13 protein-coding genes, 1 riboswitch and 1 other annotated feature are annotated in these 13,042 nt (G+C 39.0%); of the genes, 12 read left to right on the top strand and 1 reads right to left on the bottom strand.

Going from position 1 to position 13,042, the window contains the following annotated elements:
- The first annotated feature begins 20 nt into the window (after nucleotides 1-20).
- Nucleotides 21-217: a binding site (T-box leader), on the top strand.
- Between the two features lie 86 nt (nucleotides 218-303).
- The 3 genes from nhaC (at nucleotide 304) to PQ511_RS04650 (ending at nucleotide 2,723) form a co-directional block, all read left to right on the top strand.
- The gene (nhaC, locus tag PQ511_RS04660) at nucleotides 304-1,689 is read left to right on the top strand and encodes a Na+/H+ antiporter NhaC (protein WP_337957740.1); all 1,386 of its coding nucleotides are present in this window, start codon (nucleotides 304-306) and stop codon (nucleotides 1,687-1,689) included.
- 53 nt (nucleotides 1,690-1,742) lie between these two features.
- Nucleotides 1,743-1,916: a hypothetical protein gene (locus tag PQ511_RS04655; RefSeq protein ID WP_273850764.1), complete on the top strand. Its 174-nt coding sequence runs from the start codon at nucleotides 1,743-1,745 to the stop codon at nucleotides 1,914-1,916.
- Between the two features lie 105 nt (nucleotides 1,917-2,021).
- Nucleotides 2,022-2,723 (top strand): HAD family hydrolase, encoded by a 702-nt coding sequence (locus PQ511_RS04650; protein WP_273850763.1) that lies wholly within the window; start codon nucleotides 2,022-2,024, stop codon nucleotides 2,721-2,723.
- 14 nt (nucleotides 2,724-2,737) lie between these two features.
- Here PQ511_RS04650 and PQ511_RS04645 read toward each other — a convergent pair whose 3' ends face one another.
- Nucleotides 2,738-3,652, bottom strand: a complete 915-nt coding sequence (locus tag PQ511_RS04645; RefSeq protein WP_273850762.1) for a hypothetical protein — start codon at nucleotides 3,650-3,652, stop codon at nucleotides 2,738-2,740.
- 117 nt (nucleotides 3,653-3,769) lie between these two features.
- Here PQ511_RS04645 and PQ511_RS04640 point away from each other — a divergent pair, with 117 nt between their 5' ends.
- The 9 genes from PQ511_RS04640 (at nucleotide 3,770) to thiS (ending at nucleotide 13,038) form a co-directional block, all read left to right on the top strand.
- Nucleotides 3,770-4,813, top strand: a complete 1,044-nt coding sequence (locus PQ511_RS04640; RefSeq protein WP_273851133.1) for a M42 family metallopeptidase — start codon at nucleotides 3,770-3,772, stop codon at nucleotides 4,811-4,813.
- 107 nt (nucleotides 4,814-4,920) lie between these two features.
- A complete protein-coding gene (locus PQ511_RS04635; RefSeq protein ID WP_273850761.1) occupies nucleotides 4,921-6,384 on the top strand; it encodes a spore germination protein in 1,464 nt (487 codons plus the stop codon).
- A gap of 91 nt (nucleotides 6,385-6,475) precedes the next feature.
- A complete protein-coding gene (locus tag PQ511_RS04630; protein WP_273850760.1) occupies nucleotides 6,476-6,679 on the top strand; it encodes a YqgQ family protein in 204 nt (67 codons plus the stop codon).
- Nucleotides 6,672-7,421, top strand: a complete 750-nt coding sequence (gene nfsA / locus PQ511_RS04625) for an oxygen-insensitive NADPH nitroreductase (protein ID WP_273850759.1) — start codon at nucleotides 6,672-6,674, stop codon at nucleotides 7,419-7,421. The genes PQ511_RS04630 and nfsA overlap by 8 nt, the downstream gene beginning before the upstream one ends.
- 21 nt (nucleotides 7,422-7,442) lie before the next feature.
- Nucleotides 7,443-8,420 (top strand): ROK family glucokinase, encoded by a 978-nt coding sequence (locus PQ511_RS04620; RefSeq protein ID WP_420541657.1) that lies wholly within the window; start codon nucleotides 7,443-7,445, stop codon nucleotides 8,418-8,420.
- Nucleotides 8,421-8,713: 293 nt separating this feature from the next.
- The gene (locus tag PQ511_RS04615; protein WP_273850757.1) at nucleotides 8,714-10,585 is read left to right on the top strand and encodes an LTA synthase family protein; all 1,872 of its coding nucleotides are present in this window, start codon (nucleotides 8,714-8,716) and stop codon (nucleotides 10,583-10,585) included.
- A 154-nt stretch (nucleotides 10,586-10,739) separates the two neighbouring features.
- On the top strand, nucleotides 10,740-11,927 hold the full coding sequence (locus tag PQ511_RS04610) for a M14 family metallopeptidase (RefSeq protein WP_273850756.1): 1,188 nt from the start codon (nucleotides 10,740-10,742) through the stop codon (nucleotides 11,925-11,927).
- A gap of 51 nt (nucleotides 11,928-11,978) precedes the next feature.
- Nucleotides 11,979-12,095, top strand: a riboswitch (TPP riboswitch).
- Nucleotides 12,096-12,208: 113 nt separating this feature from the next.
- Entirely contained in the window at nucleotides 12,209-12,844 is a 636-nt protein-coding gene (gene thiE / locus PQ511_RS04605) for a thiamine phosphate synthase (RefSeq protein WP_273850755.1), read from the top strand.
- Nucleotides 12,841-13,038, top strand: coding sequence for a sulfur carrier protein ThiS (gene thiS / locus PQ511_RS04600; RefSeq protein ID WP_273850754.1), 198 nt, complete (start codon nucleotides 12,841-12,843; stop codon nucleotides 13,036-13,038). Before thiE ends, thiS begins: the two co-directional genes overlap by 4 nt.
- The last annotated feature ends 4 nt before the right edge of the window (nucleotides 13,039-13,042 follow it).

Raw genomic sequence — 13,042 nt, 5'->3', positions numbered from 1 at the left:
ACGCACAAAAGCATAAAAGCACAAAAGTGAAGATTCAGACAAGTAGCTTTTTAAGAAGAGCAGCAGTAGAGATCTGGTGGTCGCTGTAAACCAGAGCGTCTAAAAGTGAAATTACATCTGATGAGCGAGGTGCGCGGAATCCTCTCGTTAAAGAGGATATAAGTGGGCAGCTAACGCTGTCAATAAGGGTGGTACCGCGAAGAAATTCGTCCCTTCAATTGTTGAAGGGCTTTTTTTAATGGGAAAAGAAAGATAGAGCAAAACTAAGATATGAGAAAATATAGATCGAGGGAGAGAAAGATCATGAAAAAAATATCATTTCCAATAGCGCTGATTGTTATAGCGCTATTAATGAGTTGGATGTTGTTTAGTATTATTGGGTTAAAAGTGGAACCACATATTCCTCTACTTGCTGGCGTAGTAGGGATGGGGATTTTGGGATTGCTTCTTGGTATGAAGTGGGAAGAGATCGAGAAGGCTTTACTACAAAGTATTACGACGGGCTTAAAACCAATTCTTATTCTTTTTGTAGTAGGGATGATGATTGCTGTGTGGATGCAGAGTGGTACGGTTCCCACCTTGCTGTATGGCGGCCTTCAGTTTATAAAACCTGAGTGGTTTCTCATCAGTGCCTTAATTGTGACAATTATTGTTTCAACTTTTACAGGAAGTTCATTTACGACCATTGGTACGATTGGCGTGGCGATGATGGGGATAGGAGCGGCAATGGGTGTTAATCCTGCTCTTGCAGCTGGAGCAGTGATTTCCGGTGCATGTTTCGGTGATAAGATGTCACCACTCTCTGATACAACTAACTTCGCTCCAGCAGTAGCAAGAGTAGATCTATTCACCCATATTCGACATATGATGCAAACAACGATTCCAGCTATTATTGTAACGATTATTTTCTTTTTTATTATGAGTAAAAATTTGTCATCTTCCGTGCAACCAGACGATCTTAACGAAGCAATGAGGGTTCTACAAAGTGAATTCACCATATCAATATGGACGTTAGTTCCCCCCCTCATCGTGCTTGTACTTGCAGTAAAAAGGGTGCCAGTTCTCGTCACTTTATTTGCTGGACTACTTGCAGGGATAATTGTGGCAATGCTAACCCAAGGGGTATATTCAGCAACTTCGATTATTGGAACAATGCAAAACGGATTTGCTAGCGAAACATCTAGTGATCTTGTCAATGGAATTGTCAATAGAGGTGGACTTCAATCGATGATGTGGAGCGTATCTCTTATTATCTTAGCACTTGCACTTGGAGGCGTTCTTCAGGTGATGGGAATTATTCAATCGCTTATGAGTGGTTTAACCAACCTTTTAAATAGGCGGGGTCATTTAATCTCTGCCACAGCAACATCTGCTATTGGAGTGAATTTGTTAACCGGTGAACAGTACTTATCTATTCTACTTCCTGGTCAGACGTTTGAGCCTTTTTATGACAAAGCCGGCATTGATCGTAAATTTTTATCCCGAACTCTTGAAGATGCGGGTACACTTATTAACCCTCTAATACCTTGGGGTGTTTCCGGAGCTTTTTTTGCAGAAACACTTGGTGTATCAGTACTTTCTTACTTACCTTTTGCGATATTCTTGTGGCTATCACCAATCTTTACAGTGATCCTCGGCTATTGGAATAACAAGAAAATTGAAGTTGCAGTTCCAAAAATGAACGGATAAAAACGGGATAACCTGCAAACAGTAGAAGTAAGTACAGTTTCAGGAGGCGTATGATGAAAATAACGAAGGTACTTGTTCTTTTATCTCTAGTCGTCGTCGTTTATGAATACCGCTATCGATTGTTAAACGGTTTGCTGGGAGTTGCAGTTATTAGGCGTTTTGTTGTCGGCAACTCATTAAAATTCCCAGGTTTAAGAAACAAACTTTTCAGTTCGTTTTTATCATAACCTCTGCCTTATAGGGTGGAGGTTTTTTCTTTCTTCTAAAAATAGAAAAGAGTAAAATAAGAAGAAACGATCGATTATTATTTACTCAGATTGGGGGCGAATAAAGTGAAGTATACACACGTTTATTTTGATTTAGATAATACCCTTTACGATCATGAAAAAGCTTTTCATAAAACGATTTTACATTGTGCAGAGTCCATGTTACACCAAAAAAGCTCTTCTCTTTCTGTTCATAAATGGTTCAGTGTGTTCAAATATCATTGTGATCAATTTTGGGAGAATTACGAAAAGGGAGAATGGTCAAGACAAGAATACCAGGTTAATCGCTTTTGTAAAACGAACGAATTTTTTGATTTATCATGCTCTAAAAAAGAAGCATTAGCGTTTCAAGAAGAATACCAATCGAAAGTTGCCTCTTTCGCAAAGCTATATAATGGTAGTGCGTCTCTATTAACACTATTAAAGGAGAAAGGGATTGAACTAGGGATAATTACAAACGGTGGGAAAGAAACTCAAACAGCAAAGATAGAGGCTCTACAGTTGTTTCAATGGATTCCACGTGAAAACATCTTTATTTCTGAAGCTATAGGAATGGAAAAGCCGGGGACGTCTATTTTTCACTACGTTCACGATCAATCTGGTCGCTATCTCTACATAGGTGATACCTTCGAGCATGACATCCAACCTGCATTGGAAGCAGGGTTTGATGCGATTTATTTCAATTCTCGCAACGAAAAGGTTGAGCTTCCAAATGAAGTTCCCGAAATCGATACTTATGATGAATTAATGCAATTATTAGTTGTTTAAGAAAAAACGTTATTTTATTGCACTGCTGGATCTTTATTTTTCCGTTCTAGTAAAGGCTCATTAAGGTATTGAATTAACTCAACGTTTTTACCGCTTTTCATTTGAAAAAGGATAAGCAGATAAGGTGATTGTTTATGAAGTAGGATGACTGGAATCGTACTTCCAATTGGCGTTTCAGTAGAACCATTTGGAAGCAAGATGCCAAGAAAGTAGTTTTTATATAAGCCTTCCCAGATTCCTCCAATGGCATCGGTGGTTTGTTTCCGAGATAAACCAGGTAGTGGCTCGTTTTGATAGTGATTTAATGAGGTGAGTGGCAATATTGTGTAATCTTCGGGATGAAGATTGTATTCTGCAACCATTGATTTAAAAACCATTTGCGCTTGCTGATCCATCGCATGATCAAGAATGTATTGCCACTCTTTCTCTTCTTCGCTTGTAGCTTGTGTGAAGGATTCGAGTGGTGTCATGGGTGAATCAATCACGTAAAGCTGGTTATAGCTCATTTTTTGAGCGCTTTTAATCACATCATTTGGGTAGTGAATTTCTCCGTAATGGTAAGTGAGGGCTTCGTAATGACCACTGTCTTCACTTGTAATTTCTTTTTTTTGACGAATTGTTGCAGTATTTTCCTTCCAAGTAGACATGGAATCAATTAGACGACCCTCTTCATAAAGAAATGATAAATCTTGACGAAGATAGGCAGTTTCTGAAAGAGTTGACTCTGTCTTCCAGTTCAATGTGTATTCATCTTCATCTTCCTGCGTTAAAATAGTAAGAGATGTACTAGCTGAATCAAATGAGACCACCGGATCGGGAGGGAAGTAAGTAAATGATTCCCTCACAGGATTGCCACTAGTATTAACAAGGATGAGCGCAAAAAAACCAATCATACCAAGCATGATAACGTAGTGAATTCTTTTGATCATCCGGAACCCTCCGATTCAATAAGCTTGTCATCATATGTATGAGGTAGAAAATCAAAATATGAAAACCGTTTTATTCCTAAAGAAAGCTAATTTGAGAGGATGGTAGCAGTGAAAGACTTGTTTCATGCAGAAGAACTTCTCCAAACAACCAAAGAATTAGTCAGTATTCCAAGTCCATCAGGATATACAGATGAAGTGATTAGTTGGGTGGAAGGTAGGATGCAAGAGCTTGGGGTAGAAACGAAACGAAATCATAAAGGTGGACTTATTGCTTCGATCGAAGGCGCTGATTCGTCTCGACAGCGTATGTTAACAGCTCACGTCGATACTCTGGGAGCTATGGTGAAAGAAATTAAGAACGATGGTCGTCTTCGTTTATCTTTAATTGGTGGCTTTCGCTTTAATGCGATTGAAGGCGAATACTGTGAAATCATTACCGGAGATGGTAAGCGTTTTACTGGTACAATCCTTTTACATCAGACGTCTGTTCACGTCTACAAAAATAATGGTGAGGTTAAACGAGATGAGCAAAATATGGAAGTGCGCTTGGATGAACGGGTGAATAACGCTGAAGACGTTAAGAAATTAGGAATTCGCGTGGGAGATTTTACTTCCTTTGATCCTCGGGTACAGTTGACAGACAGTGGATTTATTAAGTCAAGGCATTTAGATGATAAAGCAAGTGTTGCTCTGCTTCTAGCAAATATTAAGAAATTGAAGCAAGAAAACAAAACGCTACCTCATACAACGCATTTCCTAATTTCCAATAACGAAGAAATAGGGTACGGAGGAAATTCAAATATTCCCGAAGAGACGGTGGAATACATAGCAGTTGATATGGGAGCGCTTGGCGATGGACAATCATCAGATGAGTATACCGTTTCCATTTGTGCTAAAGATTCAAGCGGACCATATCATTTTCGTCTAAGAGAGCACTTGGTCGGCCTTGCAGAGGAACATCAAATTGAGTACAAGCTTGATATTTATCCCTATTACGGTTCAGATGCATCTGCGGCGATCCGTGCTGGAGTTGATGTTCGTCACGCACTAATTGGACCTGGGATCGATGCTTCTCATGCCTATGAACGTACACATCAAGATTCAATGCTTCATACGGCTCATCTCATATATCGCTATCTGTTATCCTCTATGATCGATTAAAGTAAAAGCCAGCCTTTTCAAATGAAGGCTGGCTTTTTTATGCCTAATGATTTGATAGGTATGTATCGAATGGAATTGGTGAATGATGGAAATGAGGAGGGGGACCTATGTCTCAAAAAGAAATTATTCATCCTGTTAGTCATTCATTTGAAAAAAATGTAGACTTTCTTCATAAAGAATTAGGAGTCGGTAAAAGCTTTGATGTTATACAACTTGATTTAGACTATGCTGGGCGTAAAATGGCAATGTTCTTAATTGATGGATTTGTAAAGGACGACATTTTACATTATTTAATGAAGTTGTTATCCAGACTTGAGCCCGATCAGCTTGAGCCTGATCCGCTTGAAAAACTTATGAAAGTGCATATCCCATACGTTGAAATTGATCGACAGAAAGATCTAGATGTCGTGATGGATCTTGTTCTGTCAGGCCCGACAGCTCTTGTAGTGGAAGGCATGAGTGAAGTCATCATGATTGATGCAAGAACATATCCTGTTCGTGGACCTCAGGAGCCGGATTTAGAGCGTGTCACTAGAGGGGCTAGAGATGGATTTGTTGAAACGATTGTGTTTAACACCTCGCTGACGAGGAGAAGAGTTAGAGATAAAACGTTAAGAATGGAGTATATGCAAGTTGGTAGAAGGTCTAAAACAGACATATGCATTAGTTACATTGAGGATATAGCAGACCCTGAAATAGTAAAAAGAATTAAGGACTCTGTTAGTAAAATTGATACTGATGGGTTACCGATGGGTGAAAAAACGATTGAGGAGTTTATTTGCGGCAGGCATTTAAACCCGTATCCGCTTGTAAGATATACAGAACGACCAGATACTGCTGCTATTCATTTATATGAAGGACATGTTCTCATTTACGTGGATGGATCTCCTAGTGTACTTATCACGCCAACTACGTTCTGGCATCATTTGCAGCATGCAGAGGAATATCGCCAAAAGCCACTTGTAGGTGCCTACTTAAGGCTGGTACGCTTCATTGCTGTATGGATTGGTATTTTTATCTTACCTCTATGGTATTTATTTGCTACAAATCCAAGGTTATTGGGATCAAATATGCAATTCATTGGCGTGGATCAAGGGGGAACCTTACCCCTTTTTGTGCAATTTTTACTGATTGAGCTAGGCATCGACATTCTTAGAATGGCGACGATTCATACGCCTACCTCTTTAGCAACAGCGCTCGGCCTTGTATCGGCTATCTTAATTGGCCAAGTAGCGGTAGAGGTTGGGTTATTCATTAATGAAGTCATTTTATATCTCGCCCTTGCCGCTTTAGGAACTTTTGCTACGCCGTCATATGAATTAAGCCTTGCCAATCGACTATTCCGTTTACTGTTACTTGTTTTAACAGCCGCTTTCGGAGTGATTGGATTTGTAGTTGGTTTTACACTATGGATGCTGTTGTTATTGCGTACAAAGTCTTTTCATATTCCATACCTATGGCCGTTTATCCCATTTTCCTATCGAGCGTTTCGAGATGTTATCTTTCGCTCGCCAATGCCTCTGAAAAATAGAAGACCTACCGTACTTCATCCGAAAGATCCGGATCGTTAAAGGACACATTCTTTAGTAAAGAATGTGTCCTTTTTGTGCGTATTGATTTTTTTTAAGGCTCTGGCTTGCTATAATAACAATGGTGAGGAAAATGAAAACATTCTACGATATTCAGCAACTGTTAAAAAGATATGGCATGATTATTTATACGGGTAGTAGACTCGGGGATCTTGAGTTAATGGAAGATGAGGTACAAGAATTATATGAAATGAAAATGATTGAAAAAGAAGATTACCTTGTCGCCAGAATGATCTTACGAAATGAAATCAACAAGGAGAGAGACAAACATGAATGAAACGATCGAAACGATGTTCGCTCATCGATCAATACGAGCGTTTAAGGATAAGCCCCTATCAGAAGAACAAATTCATACACTGGTTAAGGCAGCGCAATCTGCTTCTACATCAAGTTATATACAGGCGTATTCCATTATAGGTGTGAAAGATAAGAAGAAGAAAAAGCAATTAGCGGAGTTAGCAGGTGGACAAAGTTATGTCGAAAAAAATGGTCATTTCTTCGTATTTTGTGCTGATTATAATCGCCATCAAGCTACTTCACAAATGCACGGAACCGATGTGACGGAGACAGTTCAATCAACTGAAAAGTTTATGGTAGGGTTAATTGATGCGGCTCTTGCAGCTCAAAATGCAAGTATAGCTGCTGAATCAATGGGTCTAGGTATTTGTTATATCGGTGGTATTCGAAATGATCTTGAAAAAGTAAATGATTTGTTGAACTTACCTCAATATGTTGTACCGCTATTTGGACTCTGCGTCGGGTATCCGGATCAGGAGCCAGACGTGAAACCACGGTTGCCTCTAGAGAACATCTACCATGTTGATGAATATGAACAGAATGAGGAAGTTTTTAAAGAGGAATTAATGAAATATGATGATGTCATTTCAGCATATTATACCGATCGAACTGCTGGGCAGCGTACAGGTGGATGGACAGCGATGATGGCTCATAAGTTAACGACTCCTGTTCGTACGTATATGAAGAAATTTTTAGAAAACAAAGGCTTTCCGTTAAAATAAAGGCGAGAGCTAGAAAGGTGAATGATGATGAAAGAAGAAAAATGGTTGATAGGTGTTGATCTTGGAGGGACAACAATCAAGCTTGCCTTCCTGGATTTTTACGGAGAAATTAAAGAGAAATGGGAAATCCCGACAGATAAATCGGAAGCTGGTCGTCACATTACCATGCATATCGCTAAAGCAATTGACGATAAAATGGAAGAGATGGGGTTAAGCAAAGAAAAATTTGCTGGAATTGGAATGGGCGCACCAGGATTTATTGAGATGGAAACAGGCTTTATCTACCATGCTGTGAATATTGGCTGGCGAAATTTCCCTCTAAAAGACAAGCTAGAAGTTGAAACAGGTTTACCTGTTATCATTGATAATGATGCAAATATTGCAGCTCTCGGAGAAATGTGGCGAGGCGCAGGCGATGGTGCACGTGATTTGCTTTGTGTAACGCTTGGTACTGGAGTAGGCGGTGGCATTATTACAAATGGGACAATCATTCATGGTACGAACGGAATGGCTGGAGAAATCGGACATATTACCTCCATCCCTGAAGGTGGTGCTTCATGTAACTGTGGTAAAACCGGTTGCCTTGAAACCGTTGCTTCTGCCACTGGTATCGTTCGTATTGCGATGGAGAACCTTAACTCTAATCAAGATAGCATCCTTTATCGTACATATAAGGAACAAAATCAACTAACTTCCCGTGACATTTTTGAAGCCGCTGAAGCAAGTGATGGTTATGCTGAAGAAGTAGTAAACAAGGTCACCTTCTATCTTGGATTAGCCATTGCTAATTTAGCGAATGCTTTAAATCCATCGAAAATTGTCATTGGTGGAGGGGTTTCAAAAGCGGGAGATGCTTTATTGAACCCATTAAAAGACCAATTTGAAAAATATGCCTTACCTAGGGTGACGGAAGGCTCTGATTTTGCCATTGCAACACTTGGGAATGATGCTGGTGTGATCGGTGGGGCATGGTTAGTGAAAACAAAGATAGTGAATTAGTCCTAATTGTTCGCGTTTATTCCTATTGTCACAGGGGTAAAGAAGAGATCACTAGAGCCTGATCTCTTCTTTTTTTATGATTTTTTTGCACAGATGAAACTTTTTGGACGACTTATTCGTTATTAATAACGGACGCGCTAAATAGAATCAAAATATTGTTGAACGAAATACTAAAATAAGGACAAAAGTTAGTTGATTAAATTTCGAAAGCATACTATCATAGCGATTATGTATGGTCGTAGAAAGATATGGTAGCTTTTCCTTATATTCAACTAAGGAGGTACTAAGAAATCATGAAAAAGCTACAAAATAAGTATTCGTTTTTCCTCGTAGTAGTAGTTATGCTGTGGTTAAAAACGTATCTAGTGTATGAATTTGCATTTAACATTGAACCTGAAAATAAAATGGAAGGGTTTATCTTACTTTTAAACCCAATTAGTTCCGTCCTACTATTCCTCGGTTTTGCATTATTTGCCTCACCTAAATACCGCAATAGAGTGTTACTGGTCATTGATTTCATTGGTTCATTTATTTTGTTTGCAAATGTTGTCTATTACCGTGAATTTACTGACTTCATCACGATACCGTTGCTCTTTCAAACAAATAACATGGGCGAACTTGGCGGCAGTATTGCTGAGCTTGTAAGCGGGTTTGATTTCTTGTTATTTCTAGATGTTATTCTTCTTTCTGTTTATTTGTTTGTAAGAAAATCTAAAACATATACTGTTAAGAAAAAAGAAATAGCAATCGTATTTGCAAGCGCAATTGCTCTGTTTGCTATTAATGTAGGCCTTGCTGAAACCGAGCGTCCTCAGCTTTTAACGAGAACGTTTGATCGTGAAATGCTTATCAAATATATCGGTACTTACAACTATCATGTTTATGATGCTGTTCTTCAATCGAAAGCGAAGGCACAACGAGCTTTTGCTGACGGTAGTGAAATTGTTGATATCGAAAACTATGTGAAAGCGAACCACGTTGAACCAAACCCTGAAATGTTTGGTAAAGCAGAAGGCAAAAACCTTATACTTGTCTCTCTAGAGTCTACGCAAAGTTTCGTGATAAACGAAGAGGTTGATGGGAAGGAAATAACCCCATTCCTTAATGATCTAATTGATGAAAGTTATTATTTCCCTAATTTCTATCATCAAACAGCTCAGGGGAAAACTTCTGACTCTGAGTTTATTCTTGAGAATTCTCTGTATGGACTACCGAGTGGTGCGGTGTTCTTTACGCATTCAGGAAATGAATACAACGCGTCTCCAGAAATTTTAAGTGAAAATGGCTACTATAATGCAGTTTTCCATGCGAATAACAAAAGCTTCTGGAATCGTGATGTGATGTATGACTCTCTTAAATACGATAAGTTCTATGACATCAATGACTTTACGGTCACCCCTGATAATTCAATCGGATGGGGATTGAAAGATGAATACTTTTTTGATCAATCCATCAAATATTTAGAAACCTTACCTGAACCTTACTATGCGAAATACATTACCCTTACAAATCATTTTCCTTTCACTCTTGAATCAGAAGATGAGTACATTCCAGAGTGGACGTCAGATGACGGCACTGTAAATCGTTATTTTACAACGGTTCGTTATCAAGATGAAGCGGTTAAAAAATTCTTTGAGCGTATGAAAGAAGAAGGACTTTATGAAGATTCAATCTTCGTTATGTATGGTGACCATTACGGAATCTCCGAAAACCATAACAAAGCAATGAGTGAGTTTCTAGGAAAAGAAATTACTCCGTTTGAATCGACAGAATTACAAAAAGTGCCTCTCATTATTCATATCCCTGGCCAGGATGGGAAAGTGATGGAACAGGTCGGTGGCCAAATTGATTTAAAGCCTACGATCATGCACCTTCTTGGAATTGAGACAAAAGACATGATTAAGTTCGGCAATGATTTGTTTGCTGAAGAACAAGATAACTTTACAATTCTTCGTGATGGAAGTTTTATCACTGAAGACAATCTTTATACTAAAAATGTTTGTTATAATAAAGAAACTGGAGAAGAAACGGATAAAGCTACTTGTGAACCATACATGGAGAAGGCAAAGACAGACCTCGCTTATTCAGATAAAATTGTTTACGGCGATCTCCTTCGTTTCTTAGGAAAGCATAATGGGGAACAACAAACTGAAGTGGGAAAATAGAACATGTGGAAAACCATACTTTTAAAAAGTGTGGTTTTTTGCTTTTCCAAACTAAATAGACAATGCTAATAGAAAACCTTTATTCACGAAGCATACGAGTCCCTTCTTTGGACATATCATTGTAAGAAGGATATGCCATGTGGGAGGGTGAAACATGAAGATAAGAGTGAAGAGTGGGGACAGCCTTTGGAAATACAGTCGAGTTTTTGAAATACCGCTCCGTCTTATTTTAGACAGTAATAATCTTGAAAATCCAGATCAATTAATGATTGGAGAGCAAATACAGATCCCTGGATATGTAACAAAAAGTTATACGATTAAAAAAGGGGATACCTTATGGAAATTAGCGAGTTGGTATGGAGCACCTTTAGATGGAATTTTATTATTAAATGATCAAAATCCATTTTCGCTAAAGCCAGGGGAGAAAGTGAACATCCCCATTCGTGTCACGTGGTCACTGATAAACCCCAATCAAAGTTATGATTACGGGACGCTTGCTAAGGATATCCGCAAAATACTTGGTGTCTACCCATTTATTAAGCAAGGACTTATCGGTGAGACAGTGATGGGAAAACCTATTCCTGAATTGGTGGTAGGAACTGGTGAGAAAAAAGTTCACATGAATGGCTCTTTTCACGCAAATGAGTGGTTAACAACGACTTTAATCATGAAATTTGTCGATGATTATGCTCGAGAATTAACAAGTAGCCAGCAGCTTAGTGGGGTTTATCTTCCTGTTCTTTATGAATCCACTTCTTTGTCACTCGTACCTATGGTTAATCCAGATGGCGTTGACCTCGTTATTAATGGATTGCCAGAAGAGGAGCCATATCGCTCTTTAGCAAATGAAATAAACAATGGAAATGACCAATTTAGTCGTTGGAAAGCAAACATTCGAGGCGTGGATTTGAATAATCAATACCCAGCTAAATGGGATGTGGAAGCTGCCCGTAAACCAACAAAGCCTTCTCCAAGAAATTACCCGGGAAAGGCACCACTTACTGAACCGGAAGCCATTGCCATTGCTGATTTAACTACCAGAAAAAATTTTGACAGAGCGCTAGCATTCCATTCACAGGGAGAAGTAATCTTTTGGGGATTTGAAGGACTAGAACCCCCTGAATCAGAAATTCTTGTATCAGAATTTTCTCGGTTAAGCGGCTACCTCCCCATTCGGTATGTTGATAGTTTTGCAGGTTATAAGGATTGGTTTATCCAGGATTTTAGAAAACCGGGTTTCACCGTTGAAATCGGAAAAGGAGAGAATCCTTTACCAGTTAGCCAATTTAACGAGATATACCAAAATACGATAGGCATCTTTCTGTCTTCCCTATATATGTAGGGAGCTTGAATTCTAAGATTTTTTTTGTCATAATAAAACTAATTTCATAATTTCTAAGACTAGGGGTGCCTTCATGTAAGGGAAGGCTGAGAAAAAGAAACCGTTATTTCTTTTACCCTTGAACCTGATCTGGTTGATACCAGCGTAGGGAAGTCGGTAGCAGTGAGTTTATACTACCTCCATTCCATACGCGGAATGGGGGTTTTTTCACGTTCTAGCGTCTTTTTCTCAGTTTTACAGAAATGTGAAGTAAGTTATAACGATATTGGAGGAAGACAGTCATGAAACAGTTTCAACTATATGTGATTACAGGAGAAGAATTTCATCCAGGTCGAGATGTCGTTGAGGTAATGGAGGAAGCCATACAGGGTGGAGCGGACATTATTCAGCTTCGTGATAAAACAAGTCCAAAAAAAGTTGTGCTTGAAAAAGCACTCAAGTTAAGAGCATTAACAAAAAAGTACAGGATCCTCTTCATTGTGAATGATCATATTGATATCGCGTTAGCTGTTGATGCGGATGGGATCCATTTAGGGCAAGATGATTTGCCTCTAGAGACGGCAAGAAAGGTTATAGGACCAGATAAAATAATCGGAATTTCTACTCATCGTATTGAGGAAGCACATGCTGCAGAAAAAGGAGGGGCTGATTACATCGGTGCGGGTCCAATTTTTCCGACTAATAGCAAAAGTGATGTGGTCGATCCTGTTACGACGGATTATATCAAAGAAGTGAATTCTGAAATTTCCATTCCATTTGTAGCAATTGGAGGTATAAAACTGCACAATGTTTCTGACGTATTGCGTGCTGGCGCAAAGCGTATTTGTGTGATTAGCGAAGTGGTAGGAAGTGATGATGTGAAAGGCACATGTGAACTATTCCAGCAGGCGATAACAAGTGAGGTGATCGAGAAGTGAGGTTACAAATAAATGGAGAAGAGCACGAGCTGGATGTCGTTACGTTGAAGGATGTGGTGAAACATTTTAGTTTGCAAGAAGGACTGGTTGTCACAGAAGTGGATGGAATAATCGTTGATCGTTTGCACTGGATTGATACAAACGTTCATGATGGCATGAGAATTGAACTTGTTCATTTTGTAGGAGGGGGTTAATGAA

Origin of the sequence: Guptibacillus spartinae, assembly GCF_028610625.1 — a bacterium.
GTDB lineage: Bacteria > Bacillota > Bacilli > Bacillales > Guptibacillaceae > Guptibacillus > Guptibacillus spartinae.
Note: the sequence above shows the minus strand (reverse complement) of the source record. Positions and strands in the feature narration are given on the sequence as shown.

Coding starts and splice junctions, on each gene's coding strand:
- PQ511_RS04610 (WP_273850756.1), top strand. CDS start 10,740: ATGAAGATAAGAGTGAAGAGTGGGGACAGCCTTTGGAAATACAGTCGA.
- PQ511_RS04630 (WP_273850760.1), top strand. CDS start 6,476: ATGAAAACATTCTACGATATTCAGCAACTGTTAAAAAGATATGGCATG.
- nfsA (WP_273850759.1), top strand. CDS start 6,672: ATGAATGAAACGATCGAAACGATGTTCGCTCATCGATCAATACGAGCG.
- PQ511_RS04655 (WP_273850764.1), top strand. CDS start 1,743: ATGAAAATAACGAAGGTACTTGTTCTTTTATCTCTAGTCGTCGTCGTT.
- PQ511_RS04615 (WP_273850757.1), top strand. CDS start 8,714: ATGAAAAAGCTACAAAATAAGTATTCGTTTTTCCTCGTAGTAGTAGTT.
- PQ511_RS04620 (WP_420541657.1), top strand. CDS start 7,443: ATGATGATGAAAGAAGAAAAATGGTTGATAGGTGTTGATCTTGGAGGG.
- nhaC (WP_337957740.1), top strand. CDS start 304: ATGAAAAAAATATCATTTCCAATAGCGCTGATTGTTATAGCGCTATTA.
- thiE (WP_273850755.1), top strand. CDS start 12,209: ATGAAACAGTTTCAACTATATGTGATTACAGGAGAAGAATTTCATCCA.
- PQ511_RS04635 (WP_273850761.1), top strand. CDS start 4,921: ATGTCTCAAAAAGAAATTATTCATCCTGTTAGTCATTCATTTGAAAAA.
- PQ511_RS04645 (WP_273850762.1), bottom strand. CDS start 3,652: ATGATCAAAAGAATTCACTACGTTATCATGCTTGGTATGATTGGTTTT.